The sequence below is a fragment of the Massilia aurea genome (genome assembly GCF_014200505.1).
Lineage (GTDB): Bacteria > Pseudomonadota > Gammaproteobacteria > Burkholderiales > Burkholderiaceae_D > Telluria > Telluria aurea_B.
Map to the genome: position 1 here is coordinate 186,285 of NZ_JACHBX010000003.1, position 25,376 is coordinate 211,660.

The window sequence follows — 25,376 nt, forward strand, 5'->3', positions numbered from 1 at the left end:
GTGCGAAAATGGTTCCGCCAACGATCACCGCGTGGACGGCGGGAGCCGTCCACCCTACCGGGCCGTCGACGTAGGGTGGACGGCTCCGCCGTCCACGCGTTCAAGGAAACGCATCGAGATCGCGCGGTGCATGAACGGCCTTCGTCACACCTCGGCCCACATCCTGAGCAAATTGTGATAATGCGCCGTCAGCCCAACGGTGGTGGCTGAATCGCCATGTTCACCCCGCAGCGCCTGGATATGCGTGTCCAGGTCAAACAGCATCGCCCGCTTGCCGTCATCCCTGACCATGCTCTGCGTCCACAGGAACGATGCCACCCGCTCCCCACGCGTTACGGGCCGTACCTGATGCACGCTGCCGGACGGATACACGATCGCGTCCCCGGCCGCCAGCTTGACCTCGTGCGTGCCATACAGGTCCACCACTTCCAGCTCGCCGCCGTCGTATTCGTCGGGCTCGCTCAGGAACACGGTCGTCGACACATCGGCCCGCACCGCCGGCAAGCCACCACGCTGGGCCCGGATCGCGCCGTCCACATGTAGCCCGTAATGCTCGCCGCCCGCATACGCATTGAAGTACGGCGCCAGCACCCGCAGCGGCAACACAGCCGCGAAGAACAACGGGTTGGCCATCAGCGCGCCGCTGACCATCTGCCCGAGCTCGAGCGCCAGCGGCGTGCCCTCGCCCAACTGGCGGTTGCGTTTGACCTGGGCGCCCTGCGCGCCGACGCTCTCGCGCCCGTCGATCCACTCCGGCGCCTGGTCGAGCCGGGCGCGGATTGCCGAGACCTGTTCTGGCGTCAGCACGCCGGGGATATGCAGCATCATGATGAGATCGTGGTTGGTGCAACGAACAAAAAAATCCCCCCTGGCAGAGCCAGGAGGGGCGAATCCGGTCTCCCGGCGGGGGTGGTACTCCGTGAAGAGCATCTGCCAGCGCTTTCCCGGTCGCCGGCAGGGTCCAACATTCCTTCCGTCTTCTCACTGATGTTTGAATGAGAATTGTTCTCATTATGGTCGGTGTGGGCGGACTTGGCAAGCGTCTTGGTGCAATCGGTGCATACCGGGCGCGCCAGGCCCCCATTGTTCATGGCATATGGCCGAATCAACTACAATACCGGAGATAAGGGATTATCATCATTATCCGGCTCCGGCCCGCTCCACTGACATTCGATTCACTAACTGACAAGAGACTCACTCGCCCCATGCGTCGTCCTTCCAAAGATTCAACACCCAAACTTTCCGCAGAAAGCCAGCGCCTCGTCAGCCTCTCGCAAGCCCTCATGCAAGCTGCCAGCCGTGCCGAAGAACGGGCGTGGGAACGCCAGCTCGACACGCAACTGCAAAAACTGCTCAAGACCAATCACCAGGACAGCATCGACAGCGCCCTGAACGCCCTGTTCAGGGACGATCTGGCCTCGTACGACGTACTGATGGACACCGTCGAAGCGGTCAGCGAATCGGCCATGATGGTCGAGCAGAAAGATGGCGTCGACGTCACCTGGCAGGCACTGCTGATCGCTGCGCCGATCCTGGCCTGGACCCGGTTCTCGATCGCCACCGGCACGATTCCGGCCGACCTGCTGGCCACGCTCGGCGCGCATTTCTCGGCCCACCTGCTTGCAGGCGGCACGAAGATGGCCATCGCCCCGACCCTGTATTCAATCGACCAGCTGCCGCGCACCCACGCCGAAACCTACGCGCTGACGCACAAGCTGGCCGCTGCAGCGCACAAGGGCGGCACGATCAAGCCGGCGCCGCAGTTAGAGGAAACCGCGCCATTCCTGGCCGACACACGCTACATGCTGATCACGATCGTCGCGCCGGCAGGCGACCCGCTGTTCCGCTGGCAAGAGCCGCAGCACCAGCTGCACGTCGTGCAAGAGCGCGAACGCAGCCTGGAGCAGTGGCGCACGCAAGCCACTGCCAACGTCGCGCGCCTGATGCCTGGCTGCGGCATCGAGCTGCTGCTGCCGGAAGCCTATTACGTGGCATGCCGCGAAGCCGATAAGCTGATCCGCCCAATCTCGATCCGCGCCGCCGTGCACTACCTGACGAACACGCTGGGCGTGGAACCGTCCGATCTGCGCGCCGTCGTCGCCGGCTTTGGTGAAGAAGCACCGGACATTCAGATCGACGAATACCGCGTGGCATTCACGATGCGCCAGAGCGCCGATGTCGTGTATGGCATCGTCTGGCCGCTGTACGGGCAGGAAGACGAGTCCGGCACGCCGGTGGAAGGCCCGCTGGCCATCACGCACGATGCGCTCAGCCCGCTGAACGAAATCGTCGCGCACCTGAACGAAGCCGGCATCGCCCACATCAAGCGCATTAACGAACGCTACGCCGCCGAGTACTGCGACGACTGCGGCTCCCCGCTGTTCGCCGACCCAACCGGCGAACTGGTGCATGCCGAGATGCCGGACGACACGCCGACTGGCAGCGAGCACTTCCACTGATATTCCAAAGCCGGTGGGATGTTTTACCGGCGCTGTGCATCAATGCAAAAAAGGCCGGCCACGTTGATCGTGGCCGGCCTTTTCTTACGACTGCACTAGCGCATTACGCCATCGGATCGATGGTAAATGCTGGCATGCGCGCGTTGGTGCGGGCGCTTTCCAGGAACTTGTCGGACGTGGCCAGTGCTTCGGCGATCGTGACGTCCATGTCCAGGTAGCGGTAGGTGCCGAGGCGGCCGACGAACGTGACGTTCGGCTCGTTCTGCGCCTTGTTCACGTACAGCTCGAGCATGGCCTTTTCGCGGTTCTGGCGGATTGGATAGTACGGGATATCCTTTTCTTCGCACTGGCGGCTGTACTCGGCGTAGCAGATCGTCTTTTCGTGCTTTTCCCACGGCGAGAAGTGCTTGTGCTCGGTGATGCGGGTGTATTTCTTTTCGTTGTCGCAGTAATTGATGACGGCGTTGCCCTGGAAGTCGCCGTCGGCGCGGAAGACTTCGAAGTCCAGCGTGCGGTAAGGCAGGCGGCCTTCGGTGTGCTTGAACCAGGCGTCGATCGGGCCGCTATAGAACACGTGCTCGTACTCGCCCTTGGTGGCCGGATCGAACGTGGTGTTCAGGTGCACCGTCACGCCCGGCGTGTCGATGATGTTCTGCACCAGCTGCGTGTAGCCCTCGGCTGGCATGCCCTGGTATTTGTGGTTGAAGTAGTTGTCGTCGTAGTTGAAACGCACTGGCAGGCGCTTGAGGATGCTCGCCGGCAGTTCGCTCGGCTCCAGGCCCCACTGCTTGATCGTGTACGTCTTGAAGAACGCTTCGTACAGGTCGCGGCCCACGAAGCGCAGTGCCTGCTCTTCGAAGGTGGTCGGGTTTTCGATCGTCTTGTCGCCCAGGTTCGCGAGGAATTCCTGCGCTTCGGCCGGGCCCATCGTCTTGTTGAAGAACTGGTTGATGGTCAACAGGTTGATCGGCAGGGTGAAGACTTTGCCGTCGGTGATGGCCTTGACGCGATTGACGTATGGCTTGAATTCGGCGAAGCGGTTGACGAATTCCCACGCGCGCTCATTGTCGGTGTGGAAAATGTGCGGGCCGTAGACGTGGACCATGACGCCGGTCTCGGCATCACGCTCGGAATAGCAATTGCCGGCCACGTGCGGGCGCGACTCGAAGACGTCGACGGTATAGCCGGCCTGTGCCAGCTGGTTGGCGATCACTGCCCCGGAGAATCCTGCACCAACAATGGCGATGTTTTTTTTCATTCTTGTATCCTGGTGATATTGGCAATGCCGGGGGGAGGCTTGCGCCGGACCCTGTCAAGGTCGTGGCACGCGTCGCCGCATCGCGAGTGTATTTAGTGGCAAAAGAATATCACCCAAACCCCCTTTTGCCTCGCACAATTGGACAACGGCGTTTGTACAAAACGGGGGATGCAGCCACGCGGCTGGATGCCCTCCGGATGCAGTCTGGATGAGCTTGAAGATGCTTCTGATGTACTGCCGAATGACGGTCTATTTGCGGATCGCCCCCACCACGCGTGTGGCGAACTCGGCGGCATTGCCCGCGTGCCAGCGCCAGACGATGACCAGGTCGTGCTCGGGCGAAACGACGATGTCGTTGCTGCCCGCACCCAGTGCGGCAAACGTCGTGGCCGGCATGCCGGGCAAGTTCTTGCCCTTGGTATTAAGCCACCACAGGTAGCCATAGTCCGGGCCGTTCGCACTCGGCGTGAGCGCCGCCGTGACGTAGGCAGGAGGCAGGATCTGCTTGCCGGCCCAGTTGCCCTGGCGCAGCCACAGGTAACCGAAGCGCGCCATGTCCCAGCTGTCGATCCACATGCCGCCACCCCAGCGCGTGCCGCCGCTGACCGAGGCCACCTGCTTGCCGTTCAGTTCGACGTAGCTGTTGTGGTACGGGACCCATTTCCAGCCCGACGAGGCACCGATCGGGTCCATGACCTGCTGCTGGAACACGTCCGGCACCGACTGGCCAAACACGCGCAGCAGCGACAGCGCCAGGCGGTTCACGCGCGTGTCGTTGTATTCGTAGAACGTGCCCGGGGTCTTGATCGCGCGCGGCTTCTTCTCACCCTTGCCGAAGGCGGCCTTGCCGATGAAGTTGCTGTGCTTGCCCCACAGCTCGCCATCCCATTCGGACTCTTGCTGCAGATGCTGTTTCCACGTCACGGCCGCGTTGTGGGGCGTCGTGTAGCCCCCGTCGGTGACGCGCTGCGCCACCGGCTCGTCGACCTGCAGGCGCCCTTCCCGCACGGCCACGCCCGCCACGGTGGCCAGCATGCTCTTGGCCACCGAATAGGTCGGATCGACAAAGCGCGTATCGCCGAACTCGGCCACGACATAGCCCTTGTAGATCACCACGCCATTGGTCGCAGCGCGTTTGGTCGGCATCGAGCCCAGGCGCGTGCCGAAAATCGCCTCTTGGTCGGACAGGTCGAGCGGCCGCTCGGTCTCGCGTGATTGTGCGAACGCGATGGCGGCGGCGAGCGCCACCGGATCCATCCCGAGTGCGGCCGGGTCCTTGCGGGCCCACTCCCTGGCAGGCGGGAAGTAAGCGGCGTCGGCTGCAAGCACCAGCGTGGCCGGGAGCGTCAGCCCCAATGCGGTGACAATGGAGAGTGCGAGAACGCTGCGGCGCGCGCGATGGGTCATGTCGGGGTATCGGTCCAGGTGGAATATGGCGCCTTGATCAGGCTGGAGTTGTAATAGCGTTTTTCGCCAGTGACTTCCTGGCCGATCCAGTCGGGCTTGTCGAACACAGCGTCTTCTGACGGCAGTTCGATCTCGGCCACGACCAGGCCCGCGTTCTCGCCCAGGAATTCATCGACTTCCCAGATAAAACCGGCGTGCTCGATGCGGCGCCGGGTCTTTTCGACCAACGGCCGCTCGCACAGCCGCTCGAGCAGTTCGGCGGCCTCGCTTAGTGGGATCGGATACTCCCACTCGCCGCGCGAGGCGCCTTCGCTCTTGCTCTTGATGGTCAGGACGCCCTGCTCGCCCTCGATACGCACGCGTACCGTGCGCGTCGGGTCGGCGCACAGATAGCCCTGGCGCAGCAGCGTGGCCGTGCCCAGCGTGCGCCAGCCGTCGCCTGCCAGCAGGAACTTGCGTTCGATCTCGATGCCCATCGCGTCAGCCCAGCGCTTGCAGGATTGGCTGCAGCATGGCGGCGCCCAGGCCCGCGCTGCGCGCGCCGTTCCAGCCGGTGTGCGCGTCGGGCAGGTTGGCGTTGTCCTTGAACGGCATTTCCAGCGTCAGGGACAGGCATTTGTAATGATGGCCGACATACTTCGACGCGAGCGTGAGCAGTTCGTCGTTGTACTTGCTGGCGGCGTAGCCGAACTCTTTCTGGAAGTCCGGGCTGCAAGCGATGTAGCGGTCGATGAAGGCGGTTTGCTCCATTGCCCGCTCGGCTGTGAAATCTTCCAGCATTTCGCAGCCGGCCACGAAGTTGTACGGCAGTGCTTCGTCGCCGTGGATGTCGAAGAACATGTCGATGCCGACTTCTTCGATCTTCTGCTTGACGCACAGGACCTCGGGGCTGCGCTCGAGCGACGGGTTCATCCATTCGCGGTTCAGGTTGGCGCCGGCGGCATTCGTGCGCAGGTTGCCGCGCACCGAGCCGTCCGGGTTCATGTTCGGCACGATGTAGAACACGGCGCGCTGCAGCAGCGTGCGCGCTACCGGGTTGGCGCTGTCGAGCAGCGCATCCATCATGCCTTCGACGAACCACTCGGCCATCGATTCACCCGGGTGCTGGCGCGCGATGACCCAGATCTTTTTCTCGGCCTGCGGATTGCCGATCACGACCAGGTTCATGTCGCGCCCTTCGACCGTGCTGCCGAGGTCGACCACGCGTGCGATCGGGTTCTCGGCCACTTCGCCCAGCAGGCGCAGGTGGCGTTCCCAGCTATATGGCTCGAAGTAGGCGTAGTAGATGCTGTCCGTTTCCGGCGTGTGCTCGATCGTCATCACCTGGCCATCGAACGTGGTCGGCACGCGGAACCAGTTGTCGAGGTCATAGCTGGCCACCGCCTGGTAATCCTCGAACCCCTTTGGGTACGTGGCCTGGCCGGCATTCAGGAAGCGCATCGTCACCGCCTGGTCGCGCGCGCCCTGCAGGCGAAAATGAAACCACTGGTGGATGTCGGCGTGCGAGTCGGCGCGCAGGTTCAGGTCGATCCGGGACGGATGCTCGGCATTGGCGACATCGATCGATCCGGCGTCGAACATCGTGCTGATCTTGATGGACATGGTGATCCTTTCATGGCCCGCCGTGGAAGGCGGCGCTGGGTGACGGAGCGCCGGGCACCAGCCCGGCAAGACCCCCGGACAGATGGTTGTTTACTGCGCGTCGAGGTCGATCAGGTCCTTCGTGTACATCGCCATGATCTGACGCATCAGCTCGACATTGCCGCGATCGAGCACGACGGTCAGGTCTGGCTTGGTCTCGAGCGCAAAGGTCATGCGGATCATGCCTGGCAGCTCTTTGCAATTGACGTACTGGACGCGCGGCGTGTTCGGGTTTTGCCAGTCGGCCTCACCGATCACGGGGCCGGCCGGCGGCGCCTTGAGTTGCGGATCCTTGTTGACCGGCAGGTGCTTGAGCAGCCAGAACACGACGTTGGCCGGAATGTGGACGGCGACATCGCTCGCACCGATGGTGGAGAACTTGGTCAGCAACAGGTTACCAACCCGGTCGCAGGACATGGACAGGCTCTTGACTTGACGAATGACCGCTGGTTTCACGACGTTGATCCTTGGGGGAAGGTTGAAAAAGGCGCTGCGATTCTACCGCATCCCCCCGGCCTTTTGGGCAGTTTGCGCCACCGGACAGCAAAACGGGGAGCATGAGGCTCCCCGTCGATGACTGCGCCGGCGTGCTGCCGGCAACCTGCCGATTATTCCTTGGCGCCGCCGCTGCGGCTGCCGCTCCCGGCGCTCTGGCGGTTGTCGCTTCGTGCCGAACTGCGCACCATGTCGCTGGCGCTGGCCGACTGGCGGTTGCCATGGCTGAGGCTACCTGCGCGGCGGGCTTCTTCGGACGTGAATTCGTGCGCCGTCCCTTTGGCATGGGCGGCTTTGCCGCCCTGGCTGGCGATTTCGCGCTGGCGTGCCGGATCCATCGATGCGAAACCACGGTTGCGCGTGCCACCGGCGCTCTGACTATTGCCGGCCGCGCCCGATTGCTTGTTCCCTTGATTGCTTGAGGCCATGATGAGGTTGCTCCCATACTTACACGGTTGGAAACCGCCGCGTCCTGCGGCAGGCTGAGGCCTACCGACACCATAGTGGCGAGACGATGAGCCCAAATCTCATATTAGGCATGCCATCTGCCGACCGCTATAGGAGTAGTCCAGATGACTTTGTAGGACAACGCGTGAGAATTAGTGCAGTTACGAAATTAAAGTTTCGGTAATAAATTTCACGGTCAGCAGCAGTCCTACACGCACCCCCTACGTCTTCCTATTCTGTGTGGCTCTCAATGCGCGCATGATGGATCCATGTGGCAGGCATCGACCTGCCAGTTCACCAATGCACAGGAGACAACCATGGATGCGAACCAGCGTAGCGAAGTGAATAACCAGACCAATAACGGCGCCAACGAAAAATGGAATCCGGACGCCAAGGGCAACACGCGCGATGGTGCCAGCGAACAGCGCGCGCCATCGGGCACCGGCATGGCACAACCTGACCTGCCGAGCGCATCGCAAGGCCAGCTTGCCAGCACCGGCGCGCAGCAGGGCACGACCGACAGCCACCAGCGCGCGATGGAAGCGCATTCCGGCGAGTGGGGTCAGTTGAACGAACCCGTGGGCAATCGCCAGGGTGAAACGCGCACTGTCGATAACGTGAATGCGCCTGCTTCGGTCCAGCCAGCGCATGCTGGCGGCACCACCATTGGCACGGGCGTGGACACCGGCATCCTCTCCGGCACCGCCACCGAAGATCATCATGCACGCGGTACAGAAGCCGGCGTGCCAGGCGTGCAGCATGGCGATATCTATGGCAACCGCCAGAGCGTAGACAATGCCAATGGCGAAAACCGCGCCGATACCCAGGACGCCAGCTCGAGCAAGATCCAGGATAGCACCGACCGCCAGGGCTCGCAAACGGGCGAGACCCGCCGCGAGGTGCCGGCTGATGAGTTCCACCAGTCCAACGATCTGGCCGGCGGCCTGCCGCGCAGTGGCGGCAACAGCGGCCCGCGCACCGAGGACGAGGGTTACCAGACTGGCGGCAGCATGAACGCTGAACCGAACCCGGTGCATGAGTCGAACGATGCGGCAGGCGGCTATCCGCGCAGCCCGGGCGGCGCCAACAAGCTTGCTGGCGATCGCAAGATGGATGACGACACGGGCTTTTCGCGCCAGTGATCGCGCTCCCAAGCGTTTGAAAGCAGGTCAGTAACACCCAGCGGGGCGCCATTGGCGCCCCGTTCTGCATTGCGTTTGATGCAGCTCCAAGCCACCCTGCCCGGCTGGAACCGGCCCATTCGAACGGCTGTCGAACCGCTCGCCATCGCCGCCCTTGCGCGGTGGCGCACCACCAGCGGAGACTTGCCATGTCAGCGATGCACGACGCTTCCTGCCTGCCGCCGTGCCATGCTTTGGCGCGCGCATGACGCTGCATCCCTTTGACAATCACACGGGCCGTGACCTCGCGCGGCGCCGGTTGGCCATCGGTCCCACATGCTTTGTTGTGCTCGCCTTCTCGCTGGATGTACGGCGCCTTACGCCATGCGCCGGCATCGATACCGTGATCCGGGGCGTTGCCAGGCTGCGCCAGCGGCATGGTGTCGATGCGATGCTGCTCGTCGCCGCGGGCGCTGTGGCCGATGGCGATGGCGATGTCGATGCAGTAGCTGAGGCCGAACTGGCGCGGCTGCATGAACTGGTGCGCGTGCTGGCCATGACACCTCACGTGCGCTTCCTGACCGCCGCGCCGATAAATGTCCTGCGCGACTGCCATGCGGCGGCCAATGTTCTGGTCAGCACACCGTGGCGTGCGGCAGATGCCGGCAGCGCCGTCGGCAACGGCTGCGGAGCGATATGCAGCCCCTGCACCGGCGCCATTCTTCCGCCACATGATGCCGAGGCGCTGGCGGCCTGCCTGGCCCGGCTGCAGCGCCCATCGGGCCTAACGCTGGCGACATCCGACACCGCTTGCACGCACCTTGCCGACCTGCCGACGCGACACAAGCCGGCCTTCCAATGACCATCACCGCACCGTGAAAGGCGCCCGCATGAAAGCCATCTTCCTCGACAACGACGGCACGCTGGTCGACGACATGCCCTTTGCTGCTGAGCCGCGCCGTATTCGGCTGGTCAATGGCGCCGGGCCAGCACTGCGCTTGCTGTCCGGCCTGGACTACCGATTATTCGTGGTCGCCAACCAGTCCGGCATCGCGCACGGCTGCTTTGGCGAAGACGCGATGACGCCCATGTCAGACCGCTTGCGCGACCTGCTGTTTCGCGAGCAGCTCACGCTCGACGGTTTTTATTATTGCCCGCACCATCCGCTAGGCACCGTCAGCAACTATGCCCATGCCTGCACCTGTCGCAAGCCGTCGCCGGGCATGTTGCTGCGCGCCGCGCACGAGCATGACATCGACCTGCGCGCATCCTGGATGATCGGCGACATCCTGCATGATGTCGAAGCCGGCAACCGGGCGGGCTGCCGCACGCTGCTGATCGACAACGGCAACGAAACTGAGTGGCGCCTGGGCCCGCGCCGGCTACCCACGCGCATTGCGCCCGACCTGTACCACGCGGCCATGCTGATCGCCGGCCATGGCGACCCGTGCTAGCGGGCGGGTACGCCAGCGCCAGCGCGTGCACCCTGGCGCAACTCGCCCCGCGCCTGCAGGATGATGTCGCGCGCCGCATGCAGCCCCAGCAGTGCCATGATCGACGCCACCGCGATGTCGGGCCAGCCGGCCCCGGTGCCGAACACGCCAAGCGCCGCGAGCATGACGGCCACGTTGCCGATCATGTCGTTGCGCGTGCACAGCCAGACCGAGCGCATGTTCGCGTCGCCGTTGCGGAACGCATACAGCAACGCCGCCACCACGCCATTGGCCGCGAACGCCAGCACGCTGACCACGCCCATGGTCTGGGCATGCGGCACCTGTTCTCCCGTGCCGAGCCACAATGCCCGGCCCAGCACCAGGAGGCCGAAGGCCCCCATCACGAGGCCCTTGGCGTACGCCGCGCGCGAGCGCCACACGACCGCCAGCCCCAGCACGAACAGCGAGACGCCATAGTTGGCAGCGTCGCCCAGAAAGTCGACCGAGTCCGCCAGCAGCGACACCGAACCGGCCGCCAGGCTGCTGACGATCTCGACGCCGAACATGATGAAGTTGATGACAAGGGCTGCCCACAGCACCTTGCGGTAGCGCCCGTCGGGCGGCGGGGCAGCGGAACTGCACGATCCTGAACAGCATGACGACATAGGCACCTCCAAAGACGATGGATGCATTAGAATCCCTGTAGTAACTACAAGGTCAATGCAAACGTCAAGGTGGATGAAATGCGAATTGGTGAACTGGCGAAACTGACGGGGTGTCAGTCTGAAACGGTAAGATTCTATGAACTGAAGGGTCTGTTGCCGCCACCGGTGCGTTCGCAGGCGAACTACCGGGTCTACGATACGAGCCACGCCGAGCGGCTGCATTTCATCCGGCGCTGCCGGGCGCTGGGCATGTCGTTGGCAGAAATCGCCACGCTGCTGGGTTACCAGGACCAGCCGGAGCGCTCATGCAGCGGTGTCAACGCGCTGGTGGATCATCAGCTGTCCGAAATCGATCGCCAGATCACCGAATTGCAGCAGCTGCGCACTGCCCTGTCGACCGTGCGCGCGCGCTGCGACTCGGTGCAGACCGCCGGCCAGTGCGCGATCCTGCGCGAGCTGACCGACCCCGCCTGAGAGGGCGCCGGCGGTCGCCACCGTCCATCGTCCATCACATGCGTGGATCCTCGATCACGAGCTGGTCGTCCATGCGCACGTGCTCGCCCATCAGCACGCGGTGGATCACGGCGCCGTGCACGCCATGCTGCTTGAGAAATTCGACGGCACTGAGGGTGCCCAGGCTGGCCTGGATCTGCATGCCCTGGCGTACGATGTGGGTGGCGTCGGCATACGGGTTCGACTGCATATACGGCAGGCCCACATAGCGGCGGTCAATCTTTAATGCTTGCATCTGATTTCTTTCGTTGGGCACCAGCACAAAAAACTCCGTCGACACCAACGCCGACGGAACAACGCAAAATCCTTCGGGATCACGCGAGAGAGAGACACAGCGCCGATCTTAGCGACCCTGTATTTCAGCTTGATGACATCGCAACATCGCGCCCGGATGGCGCCGGATGTTCCACCGGGCGCACGCCGATGGCTCTACAATTGCCCATCGTTGAATTAACCTGGACAGCAGATGGCAGTATCCGGCGCGGCATCTGGCTTCAATTACGGCTCCGACAAGTCGGGCCTGGTGTGGGGATTCCTGATCGACCCGGGCGCGACCGCTGCGCCTGGCGCTGTGCCCACTGCTACCCCCATCGGCGCAGCCGACGCCCTGCGCTGGATGGCCGCGCCACAGCCTGGCCAGTTCATCTGGCTGCACTTCAACCTGTCGAACACGGCCAGCGAGCGTTGGTTGCACCAGCACGCCGGCCTGGCCGAGGAGTTCTACGCCACGCTGCACCAGGGTTCGCGCTCGACCCGCATCGAGATCGCCGATAACGCGCTGATCGCCGTCGTCAACGATGTGCTGCACGGCTTTTCGCTCGACAGCGCCGAGATCTCGACGCTGTGGGCCCACGTCACGCCGCACGCCGTCATCAGTGCGCGCCGCAAGCCGCTGGCGTCGATCGAGCGCCTGCGTCAGGACGTGTTGCAGGGCGCGCCGCTGCGCTCGTCGAGCGAGCTGCTGGTGCACCTGCTGCGCGACCAGGCCGACGTGCTGGTCAACATCGTGCGCGATGCGGTGGCGCGCGTCGACACCATCGAAGACCGCCTGCTGGCCGGACGCCTGACGCGCCAGCGCGAAGACCTGGGCGCCTTGCGGCGCGTGCTGGTGCGGCTGCAGCGCCTGCTGGCGCCGGAACCGGCTGCGCTGTTTCGCCTGCTGCAGCGCCCGCCGGTCTGGGTCGACGGCGAAGACCGCCAGGACCTGCGCCAGGCCACCGAAGAATTCACCGTGGTGCTGAGCGACCTGGCCGCGCTGCAGGAACGCATCAAGCTGCTGCAGGAAGAAATCGCCGCGCGCGTCAACGAAGACAATGCGCGCAGCCTGTACCTGCTCACGATCGTGACGGTAATGGCGCTGCCGATCAACCTGATCGCGGGCCTGCTCGGCATGAACGTGGGCGGCGTGCCGCTGGCCGAAAACGGTCATGGGTTCTGGATCGTGTGCGGCCTGATTGCGACCTTCACCACGGTGGCGGCGTGGTTGCTGCTGCGCCTTCAACGCAACACATGACTGGGCGCAGTCAACGTTAAATAGAGGGGAGCTTTGAACTGATGACCAGCCCGGTGGTCGAACTCCTGTCCCCAACGCCAGGAGTCGATCATGAAAGCGCCACGGTTCAAGAGCTGGTTCGCCAGGCTGCCATCGCTGAATCAGCCGCAGCGCCGGCAAGTGCTCGATGCCTTGCATCCTGCGGCCGGCCTTGATCAGGTGGTGGCGCTGATCGCCCAGGCCAGAGCGCCGGGCCGCTGCTGTCCCAGCTGTGGCAACGGGCGCTGCCACCGGCATGGCTTTGCCAACGATCTGCAGCGCTTTCGCTGCTGCGCCTGCGGGCGCACATTCAACGACCTGAGCGGCACACCGCTGGCACGGCTCAGGCTCAAGGCCAAGTGGCTGGCGTATTCCCAGGTGCTGCTCGATTCACTGTCGGTGCGCAAGGGCGCAGATCGGGTTGGCGTGCACCGCAATACCGCCTTCCGGTGGCGCCACCGCTTCCTTGATTGGGTCAAGTTCGACCGGCCTGCATCCCTGAATGGCATCGTCGAGGCTGACGAAACATTCCTGCTCGAATCACAAAAAGGATCGCGCACGCTCAATCGCCCGCCACGCCGGCGCGGCGGCCACGCCACCAAGCGTGGCATTTCAACCGAGCTCGACTGCATCCTGGTGGCGCGCGACCGCAACGGTCGCACGGTCGATGCCGTCACCGGGCGCGGCGCACTGACCGCGACCCAACTCGAGCGCGATCTGCTGCCCAGGCTCGATCCGCAGGCGCTGCTGGTCAGCGATGGCCATCGCGCCTATCGCGCCTTTGCACGCAAGCACCGGATTGCGCACGAGGCCGTCAACCTGCGCGCCGGCGTCAGGGTCCGGCATTCGGGCAGCCGCGCCATCCACGTACAAAACGTGAATGCCTATCACCAGCGCTTCAAGGACTGGCTATCGGGCTTTCGGGGTGTTGCGTCACGCTATCTGCCCAATTATCTGGGTTGGCGCTGGGCATTGGACGGCGGGCGAGTTAGTTCCGCAGAACAATTGCTAAGCATCGCAATCGGCGTCATCACCAGATTACGTTGACTGCGCCATGATTGCCGCACGCCATTGGCGTTGCGGATTGCGCAGCCAGCCCGTATCTTGTCTGTTCGTACATGCCACCATCGAACCCCTTGACTTCACCTTTCAGCTTCCTGGCCGGCGGCGGCGAGATGGGCGCCCTCATGCGCGCCCACGACTGGCAAGCCACACCGCTGGGGTCGCCCGACACCTGGCCCATGGCACTCAAGACCATGGTCCGCGTCATGTTGTCGAGCAATCACCCGATGTTCATCTGGTGGGGCGACGAGCTGATCCAGTTCTACAACGACAGCTATCGCCAGACCCTCGGCCCCGAACGCCATCCATCCGCACTGGCTCAGCCGGGCCGGATCTGCTGGGCCGAAGCCTGGGACCTGATCGGCCCCGAGATCGAGCGCATCATGGCCGGCGGCCCCGCTGCCTGGCATGACGACCGGCTGATCCCGCTCACGCGCCATGGCCGGCGCGAAGACCTCTGGTGGACCTACGGCTACAGCCCGATCGAGGACGAAGGCGGTGTGCGCGGCGTGCTCGCCATCGTCAACGACGTCACGCACAGCCACCTGCTGCGCCAGCGCCTCGAGCAAACCCACCATGCGCTGTTCGACACGATGGACGAAGGCTTCGGCATGATCGAGATGATCGACGATGCCAACGGCAAGGCAGTTGATTACCTGTTCGTGGAAGCCAACCCCGCCTTTGCGCGCCACACCGGTCTTGTCGACAGTGTCGGCCAGACGGCGCGCGCGCTGGTGCCCGGTATCGAACAGAGCTGGATCGACATCTATGACGACATCGCGCGCAGCGGCGTGCCACGCCGCTTCGAGCAAGGCTCTGAAGCAATGGGGCGTTGGTTCACCGTCTATGCCAGCCGCATCGCGCATCCGACCCGGCGCCGTGTGGCACTGCTGTTTACCGACATCAGCAACCAGAAGAATGCCGAGCGCGCCCTGCAGGCGAGCGAAGCGGCCGCGCGCGCCGCCCTCGCCCAGGCCGAGGCCGACCGGCGGCGTCTTGATGCGCTGCTCAGTTCGGCACCCGTGGGCATCGTCTATGCCGACGCCCAGGGCGCGCTCTCGTCGGCCAACCCGATGATGCACGTGCTGTGGGGCGAGCACCCGATGACCACCAGTCCGGAAGGCTATGGCGACTGGCGCGGCTGGTGGGCCGACGGTTCGCAGCGCCATGGACAGCAGGTGCAGGCCCGCGACTGGTCGCTGGTGCGCGCGCTGCGCGGCGAGCAGGTCGACGCCGATTTTGTCGAGATCGAACCATTCGGCCGACCGCATGAGCGGCATACCCTGCTCACCCGGGCCGCGCCGATCCGCGACGACGCCGGCAATATCACCGGCGCCGTGGCTGCGTCGATGGACATGACGGCGCAGGTGCAGGTCCAGCGTGCGCTGCGCGAGAGCGAAAACAAGTTCCGCACGATGACCGAAGCAATGCCGCAGATGGTGTGGTCGGGCCTGCCCGATGGCACCAATGATTATGCAAACGGGCGCTGGTGCGAATTCACGGGGATGTCGAGCCAGGCGCTGGCCGGCAGTGGCTGGACCCGCGCCATCCATCCCGACGACTTGTCGGCGTTGCGAACGCAGTGGATGGCCAGCCTGGCCAGCGGCGCGCTGTTCGAGATCGAGCACCGGCTGCGCCACCACAATGGCGACTACCGCTGGGTGCTCAACCGCGCGTTGCCGGTGCGCGACGAGGCCGGCGCCATCATCCGCTGGATGGGCACGGTCACCGACATGCACGACCACCGGCTGGCCGCCGAAGAGCTCAAGGCCGCCAATGCCCGCAAGGATGAATTCCTGGCGATGCTCGCGCATGAGCTGCGCAATCCGCTGGCCCCGATCAGCACCGCTGCCCAGATGCTCAAGCTCTCGAGCCTCGATCCGAAGCGCACGGCGCATGCGGCCGACGTGATCGGCCGCCAGGTGCGGCATATGGTCGAGCTGGTGGACGATCTGCTCGACGTCTCGCGCGTCACGCGCGGCCTGGTCGAACTCGAGCGCCTGCCGGTCGATCTGAAGACTGTCATCCACAGCGCCATCGAGCAGGCGCGCCCGCTCATCGAAAAAAAGGGCCACACGCTCGCCACGCGCCTGGGCGCGGCCAACGTCACCGTCACGGGCGACCGCAAGCGGCTGGTGCAGGTGATGACCAACCTGCTGGGCAACGCGGCCAAGTACACGCCGGATGGCGGCGAGATCACCGTGTTTGCCCAAGCCGACGCTGCTACCGGCTGCGTGACCTTGTCGGTCAGGGACAACGGGATCGGCATCGAGGCCAGCCTGCTGCCTGACATCTTCGAGCTGTTCACCCAAGCCCGGCGCACGCCGGACCGGGCGCAGGGCGGGCTGGGCCTGGGACTGGCCCTGGTGCGCAGCATGGTCACGCTGCACGGCGGCAGGGTCGAGGCGCACAGCGACGGCCCCGGCCGCGGCAGCTGCTTTGCCGTCACCTTGCCGCTGGGCCAGGACGGGACCGGTCCCGCCGCCGCCACGTACGATGACAGCGCGCTGGCTTCGCACACGGCGCTGCGCATCCTGATCGTCGACGACAACCGCGATGCTGCCGAGTCGCTGGGCATGGTGCTTGCGGCCGTGGGCCACACGGTACAGGTCGAGGAGTCGCCCCATGGCGCACTGCTGCGGGCCGAATCCGAGGCGTTCGATGTCTGCCTGCTCGATATCGGCCTGCCCGACATGGACGGCTACCAGCTTGCGCGCCGGCTGCGCGCCGCGCCGCGCCTGGCAGGCGCAGTCATGGTGGCGCTCAGCGGCTATGGACAACCGCAGGACGTGGCCGCGTCGCAGGCCGCCGGATTTTCGCGCCACCTGGTCAAGCCGGTGGACATTCCCTATCTGCTGGCGCTGCTCGACACACTGGCGCCGGACCGGGGAAACATACCCGCTTGACCACAATCGTACGGCGCGTGCGCGTGGCCAGGCGTAAGATGGCCGCTCGTCAATACGACATTCATCATCGAAAGGGCAGCCTCCAGTGAGTTTCGCCACCGACCAGCAAGCCGGTTCCGACCACCTATCGGCCAATGCGCAGCGGATGCTGGGCTTGCGCGGGGCCGTTTTCGCGACATGGGAAGCACGCGTGCGCGAACGCGTGGCGCAGGCGCGCAATGTCCAGCATCCGATCCTGATCGATACGCTGCCGGTGTTCTACGACAATATCGTCCAGAGCATCAGCCCCGACTACCCGCGCACGTCCGCCGTCGACGGCACCACGGTCGCGGCCGAGCATGGCGGCGAGCGCGCGCGCATCACGTCGTACGATCACAATGCGCTGATCGAGGAGTACCAGATCTTCCGCTGGGCCATCTTCGATGTGCTGCACCGCGAACAGGTCGTGCTCGATCACCGCGAAGTCCACACGATCCACTCATCGATCGATTCCGGCATCCAGGAAGCCGTCGAAGCGTTCTCGCTGGTGCACAGCGGCTTCCGGGAACGCTTCGCCGCGGCGCTGACGCACGATATGCGCGGCCCGCTGGGCGCCACGATCACTGCGCTCGAACTCATCCTGCGCAGCAACGACCTGGACCAGATCAAGAAGGTGGCCGGCAAGGCGCTGACCAATACCCGGCGCATGAGCAGCATGGTCGACGAATTGCTCGATACGATGGCGTTTCACAGTGGCGAGAACATTCCGCTGACCATCACGGCCTTTCCGATGGACGAACTCGTGGCCGAGGTGCTGGCCGACGCACGCACCGCGCACGGGTCCCGTTTCGAGCTGCACGCGCATCCTGTCGATGGCTGGTGGGATCGCCAGGTGTTCAAGCGGGCGATCGAGAACCTGGTGTCCAACGCCGTGAAATACGGGGCCCCTGCCACGCCGATCAGCGTCAAGGTCGACCAGCTCCACGAACGCCTGCTCGTGTCGGTGCACAACGACGGCCCGCCGATCCCGCCGCACGAACAGGAATGCATCTTCCAGATGTACCGCCGCGCCGAGCTGGCCCAGCGCGGCGATCCGCAAGGCTGGGGTATTGGCCTGCCCTATGTGCGCGCCGTGGCCGAAAGCCATGGCGGCAGTATCGGCCTGGACAGCAGCCAGGACCGCGGCACGACGTTCTTCATCAATATCCCGATTGATGGGCGCCCCCATGCCGGGTCACGTACACTGGTTGCCGGACAGGCACCGGGAGCGGCGACGATCGATTGAATCACTGCCGGACCTGGCCAGCACGTCACAACGATCTCCAGGAGAAACCTCATGCCCCATGCCATCACGCTGCGCACCCTGTCGCATGCCGACGCCCGCGTTTGCAGTGAGCAACTGGCCGATGTTCTGATCGATTGCGTCGAAGGCGGCGCATCGGTCAGCTTCATGCTGCCGCTGTCGCGCACGACGGCGCTGGATTACTGGCACGACATCGCAGGCGGCGTGGAGCGCGGCGAGCGGACGCTGATCGTGGCGCAGGACAGGGCTGGCATTCTTGGCACCGTCCAGCTGATTACCGCCATGCCGGACAACCAGCAGCATCGGGCGGATGTGGCCAAGCTGCTGGTGCGGCGCCGGGCACGCGGCGCGGGCATCGGCCGACGGTTAATGGAGGCAGTCGAAGAAGCCGCGCGTACGCAAGGGCGCACCGTGCTGGTACTCGACACAGCTGACAGCACGGCCGAACGCCTGTATGCACGGTCGGGCTGGCAGCGCGTCGGTAGCGTCCCTGACTTCGCCTGTCTGCCCGACGGCCCGCTGTGTGCAACGACCTTCTTCTACAAGCACTGCGCGCCTGCCAGCGCGCACGGGCGCTGATGGGTCGGGCACCGGTACGATACAATACAAGCAATTAAAACGAATTCAATGAATTCTCATTGAAGCAACGGATAGTGCGGGAGCGGTTCAGGTGGCAACTAAGCAAAGTGCGGTAACGTCCGACGAGGTATGCACCACACAGGTCGCAGCGCAAATGCTCGGCATCTCGGTGTCGCTGGTGCAGCAGCTGGTGGAAACAGGGGTGCTGGATGCCTGGAAGACCCAGGGCGGGCACCGCCGGATTCCGCTCAGGGCAGTACTCGACTACAAGAACAAGCTGGCCGGAAGCATGGGGCGCGACGCCAGTGGGCGCGCGACCATTCTCGTGATCGAGGACAACGCCATTCAGCGCGCCCTGTACCAGCGCCAGTTTGCTGCCTGGGATTTGCCAGCGGACTTCATCTTTTGCGAAAACGGCTACCAGGCGCTGCTGCAGATCGCCCGCCGTCCGCCCGACATCCTGCTCGCCGATATCGTCATGGAAGGCATCGACGGCTTTGAAGTGGTGCGTACCGTCATGACCGACCCGCAACTCGCCGATGTCAGCATTGCCATCCTGTCCGGGCTGCCTGCCGACGAGCTCGCAGCCCGCGGCGGCGTTCCGGCAGGCGTCGTGTTCTTCCCCAAACCCATCAACTACGACGAGCTGCGCGGCTATCTGCGGGCGAGCGTCGCGCAACGCGCCCGCAAGCCCGCACCGGTGTAGCGCTCATCTGCCCATCCGACAATCCCCATATTCGTTACTTTAAATTCAAATAAATTAGATTAACGAATTTAAAGGTTTTGATGTAGACTCATTGTCTGCCAGGAGAGGCGGCACGAGCGCGTCATCCGCCGTTTCCATGCCATGCGCCGGCTTCCTCGCAGGTTGCCGACCAATTCCGACGGAGGGTGTGGGTGAGCGCGGATACATCGATGAACGACGTGCCACGGTGGCATTGCCTGCAGCATCTGGATACACGCACCGTCAGCGCCCTGATCTGCGCTGGCCTCGTGCTGCTGCTCACACTGGCGCTGGCCAGTTCGGCCTGGGTGCTGCGCTTTCGCGAGATCGACGACTGGGCCAGCGATCTCGACAACCTGACGCTGGCGCTGGCCGAGAGCACGGCGCAATCGATGGCCTCGTCCAGTCTGGCACTCGACAGCATCCTCGCAACGCTGTCGGCCGACGATGGCAATGCGGCACTGGGGAGCGAGGCGCTCTATCGCACCATGAGCGACAAGATCAGCGGCCTGCCCCAGGTGGCCGTGGCCAGCATCATCGGCGCCGACGGCGCGCTGCTCAGTTCCACACGCGCCTGGCCAACGCCGGTCATTAACCTGGCCGAGCGCGATTATTTCGTCTATCACCGCGCGCACCGCGACCCCGCCCCCTACGTCAGCCGTCCGGTACGCAACAAGATCAACGGGGCCTGGACGTTTTACCTGAGCCGGCGTCGCGAAACGCCCGATGGCCGCTTCGCGGGCGTGGCGGTGGTGGGCATCTCGTGCGCGTCGTTCACCGACTTCTTCCGTTCCGTCAGCCCTGGCCAGCAGGCGGCGATCTCGCTGTTGTCGAGCGACCAGGTTCTGCTGGCCTCCTGGCCGCAGCGTGACACCGCCATCGGCCGGCCGCCAGCCGCCGCTGCCACGAACGACGAGGCACGCATGGTGGCGCAGCGTCCGGTACGCAACTATCCGCTGGTGATCGAGGCATCCGTGCCCGAAGCGTTGTTGACAAGCGACTGGTGGCGCAATCTGCGTCCGCTGGGCGCCATCGCGATGACCGGCATGCTGGGCGTGGCGCTGGCCTTTGGCACCGTGCTGCGCATCGTCCGCCAGCGCGAGCGCGATGCGGTCGAGGCGCTCGCGCTCAAGGCCCAGGCCGATGCGGCCAACCAGGCCAAGTCGCGTTTCCTGGCGATGATGAGCCACGAGATCCGCACCCCGATGAACGGCATCGTCGGCATGTCCGAACTGCTGTTCGGTGCCGGATTGCCGGCGCCGCTGGACACGTATGCGCGCACCGTGCACCAGAGCGTGCTCGAGTTGCTGCGCACCATCAACGACATCCTCGACTTCTCGAAGGTCGAGTCCGGCAACCTGGAACTGCTGCCGCAGGCATTCGATCCAATGCGCCATGCCGCGCAGCGGGTCGACTCGTACCGCATGAGCGCAGAGCGCAAGCGCCTGGCGATCGTGCTGCGACCGGGCGTGCTGCCATCGGCCGTCATGGCCGACCCCGACCGCATCGGCCAGGTACTCGGCAATTTGCTCAGCAACGCGATCAAGTTTACCCCCGCTGGCGGCGGCCCGATCGAACTGACCGTGGTGGCAAGGCGCGATCCCGACACGAGCGGCGGGTGGCTGCTGCTGTACCAGGTGAGCGATCACGGCATCGGCATCGAGCCGGCCGCGCAGGCGCGCCTGTTCCAGCCCTTCAGCCAGGCCGACAACACCATCAGCCGCGTGTACGGCGGCACCGGCCTGGGGCTGGCCATCTGCCGCCGCCTGGCCGATCTGATGGGTGGCAGTATCGACCTGGTCCCGCGCACCGGGCCGGGCGCGTGCTTCCGCCTGGTCGTGCCGTGCAGCCTGGCGTCGGCGCCTGCGCCCGATACCATCAGCGCATCGGGACTGCGGGCCACCGTGGGAACGCCGCGCGTGCTCGTCGTCGAAGACACCGAGATCAACCGCGAGCTGCTGCGCATCCTGCTTGAGAAACTCGGCTGCAGGGTCGACGAAGCAGTCAATGGCGCGGTCGCGCTGGCAGCGCTGGAGACCAGCACCTACGACCTGGTGCTGATGGACTGCATGATGCCCGTACTCGACGGCTACGAAGCCTGCCGCCAGCTGCGCCAGCGCGAGCACGCTACCGGCGCCCCGCGCATGGCCGTGGTGGCACTGACCGCCAGCGCCATCGACGGCGACCGCGAACGCTGCCTCGCGGCCGGCATGGACGATTACCTGAGCAAGCCGTTCACAGCGGAGCAGCTGGGCGACCTCGTGCGGCGCTGGACGCAGCCGGTGCGCTGACGGGGCGCGGTCAGACGCTACCCGCCCTGCCCGCCCTGCCCGGCTTGTCGACGGCCAGCAGCCCGGCGATTACGCGGTTGCCGGCACCGACGCCATCAACAGGCGCACGGCGGCCTCGGCGGCGCGGAAATCGAAGCGCCGCAGTGGGTTCCACACACGGTCGAGTGTCACCGCCGGCAACAGCGGCGCCAGCGCGGCCAGGCAGGCTTCGGCCTGTTCCAGCGCCTCGGCGTCAAGCGCTTCGAGCAGACTGGTCAGGTGTGCGTGCAGCACCACCGGCGACGCTGCCACGGGCGAGGCTGCCGGCGCCGGCGTCGGCGCCGACCCAAGGTACTGCTCGATCGCGCGCCGTGCCTGCGCCAGCACCTGCGTCAATGGCGCCAGGTCGACCGCGACGCCGTCGGCGCCGGGATCGCGCATGGCGGCGTACAGCATCCGCTCGGCCTCGTGCGCGGCAACGCGCGTGGCAGGCAGGGCCAGGCTGGCGGCCACGCCGGCCAGTTTGTGGGCCAGCGCGGCGGCTTCGCCGGGCCGGCCGGCAGCCAGGCTGGCGCCGATCAGCGCCGCGCTGTCGCCATGCAGTTCGAGGAACTGGGCCAGATACTGGCGGTAGGCCGCGCCGTCCAGCCACAGGGCGAGTCCGGCAGCCACGTCGAGCGCGTCGTCGTCGACCTGTGCCGGCGCCGGGCCGGCCAGGGCGTCCGCACCGCTGCCCTCGCCGTCACTGCCACCGCCGCCTCCGCTCCCGCACAGGCGTGCAATCAGCGCGAGCATCGCCGGCACATCGAATGGCTTGCTCAGCACATGGCACATGCCGGCCTCGAGCGCCGCCTCCTGCTGTTCCTTGAACGCCCCGGCAGTCAGTGCAATGACCGGCAGGCCGTCGAACTGCGGCATGCGGCGCAGCTGCCGGGTCGCCTCGATGCCGTCCATGACCGGCATCTGCACGTCCATCAACACGACGTCGGCCTGTTCCGGATGCGCCAGCAGCCAGTCCAGCGCCTGCCGGCCATCGCCGACGCAGACGGTTTCGGCGCCCTGATCGCGCAAGATGCGCTGGACCACCTCGCGGTTGATATCGCTGTCGTCGACAACCAGCACGCACAGGTCGCGCAGAGTCTGGCCCGAGGGCGTCGCGGCCGCGCAGACGGCGGTAGCGCTGGCTTCGGTAGACGCCTGCAGCGGCAGGCTGAAACTGAACACGCTGCCGAGTCCGGGCGCGCTGTCGACGACCAGCGCGCCGCCCATCAGTGCAACCAATTGACGGCAGATGGTCAGCCCCAGGCCGGTGCCACCAAAGCGGCGCGTGGTGGAACTGTCGGCCTGGGTGAATGGCGAAAAGATCGACTCCTGGGCGGCAGGGTCGATGCCGATGCCGGTGTCCTGCACGCTGAACTGGAGCACCAGGGCGTCGCCGTCGCGCCGCAGCAAGGTGCAGCGCAGTGCCACCTGGCCGTTGGGTGTGAACTTGACCGCATTGCCGGTGAGATTAAGCAGCACCTGCTCGAGCCGCAATGCGTCCCCGAGCAGGATGCCGACGCCGGGCGGCGGCGTGTCGACGATCAGTTGCAGATCCTTGCCCGCTGCGCCGATGCGCATGCTGGTGGCGACCTTTTCCAGCAACTCGCCCAGGCAGAACGGCGCGGTTTCAATGAGCATGTGCCCGGCCTCGATCTTGGACACGTCGAGGATGTCATTGACGATGGCCAGCAGCGACTGGCCGGACACGCGGATATTGCGCACCATGCTGCGGGCGTCGGCGTCGATCGCGCGCTGCTCGAGCAGATAGGCGAAACCCAGCACGGCATTGAGGGGCGAACGGATCTCGTGGCTCATATTGGCCAGAAACTCGGCCTTGCTGCGGCTGGCCGCCTCGGCAGCATCGCGGGCCAGCAGCATCTCGGCTTCGGCACTCTTTTGCGCCGAAATGTCCTGCGCGAAGACCAGGGTCGCCGGGCCGTCCGCCAGCCGTACCTGCGCGGTGGTCTTGTAGACCGGCACGGAGGAGCCCCATTTGCCCAGGCCGATTGCCTCGAAGTGCTGCTCGGTGGGCGTATCGGCCTCGATCAGGGCCTCGTGCTGCGCCAGCCCGGCCAGCGACGGCGCAGCAATCATGGCGCGCCAGCGCAGGCCGGTCAGGTCGTCCGCTGCCGCGTACCCGTGCAAGGCCCGGTAGCGCGGGTTGGAATAGATGAAGCGGCCATGGCGCAGGATGGCGATGGCCAGCGGCGCGTCCTCGATCAGCGTGCGAAACCGCGCTTCGCTGTCATACACGCCCTGCATCGCAGCGCGTGCGCGCGCCTGTTCTGCATCCTGGCGCGCCCACTGTGCGCGCCTGCGCTGCACTACCGCCAGCGCCCCGCAGGCGGCAGTTGCCAGCAGGGCAAACAGCACGGCCAGCGTCAGCCCCTGGTGCCGCAGCGGCGCGGCGACCGCCGTGACGTCGCGACTCAGGCCGATCACCAGCGGGTAGTCCATGGCGAGCGCCGCCGGCGCGATCGTGGCCATGGCCATGACGCGCTGCTCGCCCGTGGTGTAGACCCGGCCTTCGAGTATGCCTGCCATCTTTCCACTGCTGCTGTGGCGCTGGAACAAGGTGCCCGGGCGCGCCAGGTTGGTGCCGTCGATATTGCCCTTCGGCGGATAGTTCAGCAATTGCCGCCCGCCACCGTGGACTACCACGGCCCAGACATCGGGCGCATACATCGCGGTGCGGAACTGGCCGGTGAAATATTCGGGGTCGAGGGTGGCAAGCACGAGTCCCGCGAACCGGCCGGCGGCGTCCGGCACCATGCGGGCGACTGTCACCACCTGGTCACCGCGGATCGACCGGAACGGCTCGGCCACATACAGGGTGCGGCTGCTGGGCGCGCGGCGCACTGCGGTCACATAGTCGCGCCGGGAAAAATCGTGCGCGTACAAATCGTGCTGGCTGGCAGCGCGCACCCGCCCGTCACGGTCGAATACCATCATCGCGCGCAGGCCGGGCATCGCGCCGACCAGCGCCGACAGGCGGGCGGCCAGCTCTGCATCGGCAACGGTGCCATCCGGGGCGCTGAGGTAATCGCGCACCACGCCTTCGAGCGCCACATTGGTGGCCTCGAGATCGGTCTGGATATTGCTGGCCAACAGCGTGGTGAGCGACAACAAGCGGGCCCGCTCGCTGCTCTCGAGACGCGCCACCTCAGTTAGTTGCAGATAGGCGAGACTGGCGCCGATGAAGACCAGCGCTGTTGCCAGCATGGCAAACTCGATGTATCGACGCCGCATGGTGGTTCCGGTGGGTAGGCGGATCAATTTTCTCATGCTACACCTGACTGGCAGAAGTACAACGGATACATCGCTGAATTGCAGCGAATGCGCTGCGGTCCCGATCAATCCTCCATGTTGCATCAAAGAAGGCATCCAGCGGTATGCCTCGTGACAAATCACAACACTGCGACAAAAAATAAATCGATTTATTCGTTTTATTCGAGATATTCAGTTTCTTATGGCATAAAATTGTTGCTGGTATGAATTAAACAGGTGGTGGGAAAAGTCCGCCACGCCTTCCAGCAGGAGT

Annotated in this window: 22 protein-coding genes; 12 read left to right on the forward strand and 10 right to left on the reverse strand. The window is 65.1% G+C overall.

Going from position 1 to position 25,376, the window contains the following annotated elements; all coding sequences use genetic code 11:
- Nucleotides 1-144: 144 nt before the first annotated feature.
- Nucleotides 145-828, reverse strand: coding sequence for a Fe2+-dependent dioxygenase (locus HD842_RS14720; protein WP_183555479.1), 684 nt, complete (start codon nucleotides 826-828; stop codon nucleotides 145-147).
- Between the two features lie 377 nt (nucleotides 829-1,205).
- On the opposite strand from HD842_RS14720, the gene HD842_RS14725 reads away from it, so the two are divergent.
- The gene (locus tag HD842_RS14725) at nucleotides 1,206-2,459 is read left to right on the forward strand and encodes a DUF2863 family protein (protein ID WP_183555480.1); all 1,254 of its coding nucleotides are present in this window, start codon (nucleotides 1,206-1,208) and stop codon (nucleotides 2,457-2,459) included.
- 103 nt (nucleotides 2,460-2,562) lie between these two features.
- On the opposite strand, the gene glf is transcribed toward HD842_RS14725, so the two are convergent.
- From glf to HD842_RS14755, 6 genes are all read right to left on the reverse strand, one after another.
- Nucleotides 2,563-3,717, reverse strand: a complete 1,155-nt coding sequence (gene glf, locus HD842_RS14730; protein ID WP_183555481.1) for a UDP-galactopyranose mutase — start codon at nucleotides 3,715-3,717, stop codon at nucleotides 2,563-2,565.
- A gap of 249 nt (nucleotides 3,718-3,966) precedes the next feature.
- Nucleotides 3,967-5,124, reverse strand: coding sequence for a serine hydrolase domain-containing protein (locus HD842_RS14735; RefSeq protein ID WP_183555482.1), 1,158 nt, complete (start codon nucleotides 5,122-5,124; stop codon nucleotides 3,967-3,969).
- Nucleotides 5,121-5,600 (reverse strand): CYTH domain-containing protein, encoded by a 480-nt coding sequence (locus HD842_RS14740; protein WP_183555483.1) that lies wholly within the window; start codon nucleotides 5,598-5,600, stop codon nucleotides 5,121-5,123. The genes HD842_RS14735 and HD842_RS14740 overlap by 4 nt, the downstream gene beginning before the upstream one ends.
- Nucleotides 5,601-5,604: 4 nt before the next feature.
- On the reverse strand, nucleotides 5,605-6,726 hold the full coding sequence (locus tag HD842_RS14745; protein ID WP_183555484.1) for a M14 family metallopeptidase: 1,122 nt from the start codon (nucleotides 6,724-6,726) through the stop codon (nucleotides 5,605-5,607).
- Nucleotides 6,727-6,816: 90 nt separating this feature from the next.
- Nucleotides 6,817-7,182: a hypothetical protein gene (locus HD842_RS14750; protein ID WP_183555485.1), complete on the reverse strand. Its 366-nt coding sequence runs from the start codon at nucleotides 7,180-7,182 to the stop codon at nucleotides 6,817-6,819.
- A 191-nt stretch (nucleotides 7,183-7,373) separates the two neighbouring features.
- Complete coding sequence (locus tag HD842_RS14755; protein WP_183555486.1) at nucleotides 7,374-7,688, reverse strand: KGG domain-containing protein; 315 nt, start codon at nucleotides 7,686-7,688, stop codon at nucleotides 7,374-7,376.
- A 336-nt stretch (nucleotides 7,689-8,024) separates the two neighbouring features.
- On the opposite strand from HD842_RS14755, the gene HD842_RS14760 reads away from it, so the two are divergent.
- The 3 genes from HD842_RS14760 to HD842_RS14770 all read left to right on the forward strand — a co-directional run bounded on the left by HD842_RS14760 (nucleotide 8,025) and on the right by HD842_RS14770 (nucleotide 10,282).
- Nucleotides 8,025-8,849 (forward strand): hypothetical protein, encoded by an 825-nt coding sequence (locus HD842_RS14760; RefSeq protein WP_183555487.1) that lies wholly within the window; start codon nucleotides 8,025-8,027, stop codon nucleotides 8,847-8,849.
- Nucleotides 8,850-9,093: 244 nt separating this feature from the next.
- Complete coding sequence (locus HD842_RS14765) at nucleotides 9,094-9,690, forward strand: hypothetical protein (protein ID WP_183555488.1); 597 nt, start codon at nucleotides 9,094-9,096, stop codon at nucleotides 9,688-9,690.
- Nucleotides 9,691-9,718: 28 nt separating this feature from the next.
- Complete coding sequence (locus tag HD842_RS14770) at nucleotides 9,719-10,282, forward strand: D-glycero-alpha-D-manno-heptose-1,7-bisphosphate 7-phosphatase (protein ID WP_183555489.1); 564 nt, start codon at nucleotides 9,719-9,721, stop codon at nucleotides 10,280-10,282.
- On the opposite strand, the gene HD842_RS14775 is transcribed toward HD842_RS14770, so the two are convergent.
- Nucleotides 10,279-10,926 (reverse strand): cation transporter, encoded by a 648-nt coding sequence (locus HD842_RS14775; protein ID WP_183555490.1) that lies wholly within the window; start codon nucleotides 10,924-10,926, stop codon nucleotides 10,279-10,281. The genes HD842_RS14770 and HD842_RS14775 overlap by 4 nt on opposite strands.
- Before the next feature lie 78 nt (nucleotides 10,927-11,004).
- On the opposite strand from HD842_RS14775, the gene cadR reads away from it, so the two are divergent.
- Nucleotides 11,005-11,400, forward strand: coding sequence for a Cd(II)/Pb(II)-responsive transcriptional regulator (gene cadR, locus HD842_RS14780; protein ID WP_183555491.1), 396 nt, complete (start codon nucleotides 11,005-11,007; stop codon nucleotides 11,398-11,400).
- A gap of 34 nt (nucleotides 11,401-11,434) precedes the next feature.
- On the opposite strand, the gene HD842_RS14785 is transcribed toward cadR, so the two are convergent.
- A complete protein-coding gene (locus HD842_RS14785) occupies nucleotides 11,435-11,674 on the reverse strand; it encodes a hypothetical protein (protein WP_183555492.1) in 240 nt (79 codons plus the stop codon).
- Nucleotides 11,675-11,905: 231 nt separating this feature from the next.
- Here HD842_RS14785 and HD842_RS14790 point away from each other — a divergent pair, with 231 nt between their 5' ends.
- The 7 genes from HD842_RS14790 to HD842_RS14820 all read left to right on the forward strand — a co-directional run bounded on the left by HD842_RS14790 (nucleotide 11,906) and on the right by HD842_RS14820 (nucleotide 21,814).
- Complete coding sequence (locus HD842_RS14790) at nucleotides 11,906-12,952, forward strand: transporter (RefSeq protein ID WP_183555493.1); 1,047 nt, start codon at nucleotides 11,906-11,908, stop codon at nucleotides 12,950-12,952.
- A gap of 90 nt (nucleotides 12,953-13,042) precedes the next feature.
- Nucleotides 13,043-14,017, forward strand: a complete 975-nt coding sequence (locus HD842_RS14795; protein ID WP_183555494.1) for an IS1595 family transposase — start codon at nucleotides 13,043-13,045, stop codon at nucleotides 14,015-14,017.
- Between the two features lie 89 nt (nucleotides 14,018-14,106).
- Nucleotides 14,107-16,938: a PAS domain S-box protein gene (locus tag HD842_RS14800; RefSeq protein ID WP_183555495.1), complete on the forward strand. Its 2,832-nt coding sequence runs from the start codon at nucleotides 14,107-14,109 to the stop codon at nucleotides 16,936-16,938.
- Between the two features lie 85 nt (nucleotides 16,939-17,023).
- On the forward strand, nucleotides 17,024-18,202 hold the full coding sequence (locus HD842_RS14805) for a sensor histidine kinase (protein ID WP_370660840.1): 1,179 nt from the start codon (nucleotides 17,024-17,026) through the stop codon (nucleotides 18,200-18,202).
- A 51-nt stretch (nucleotides 18,203-18,253) separates the two neighbouring features.
- Nucleotides 18,254-18,799, forward strand: a complete 546-nt coding sequence (locus HD842_RS14810; RefSeq protein ID WP_183555496.1) for a GNAT family N-acetyltransferase — start codon at nucleotides 18,254-18,256, stop codon at nucleotides 18,797-18,799.
- Between the two features lie 91 nt (nucleotides 18,800-18,890).
- Nucleotides 18,891-19,505 carry a response regulator gene (locus HD842_RS14815; protein WP_370660841.1) on the forward strand — a complete coding sequence of 205 codons (615 nt, stop codon included), beginning with the start codon at nucleotides 18,891-18,893 and terminating at the stop codon, nucleotides 19,503-19,505.
- Between the two features lie 209 nt (nucleotides 19,506-19,714).
- Nucleotides 19,715-21,814, forward strand: coding sequence for a hybrid sensor histidine kinase/response regulator (locus HD842_RS14820; RefSeq protein ID WP_183555497.1), 2,100 nt, complete (start codon nucleotides 19,715-19,717; stop codon nucleotides 21,812-21,814).
- Nucleotides 21,815-21,883: 69 nt separating this feature from the next.
- On the opposite strand, the gene HD842_RS14825 is transcribed toward HD842_RS14820, so the two are convergent.
- Nucleotides 21,884-25,084: an ATP-binding protein gene (locus tag HD842_RS14825; RefSeq protein WP_183555498.1), complete on the reverse strand. Its 3,201-nt coding sequence runs from the start codon at nucleotides 25,082-25,084 to the stop codon at nucleotides 21,884-21,886.
- Between the last annotated feature and the right edge of the window lie 292 nt (nucleotides 25,085-25,376).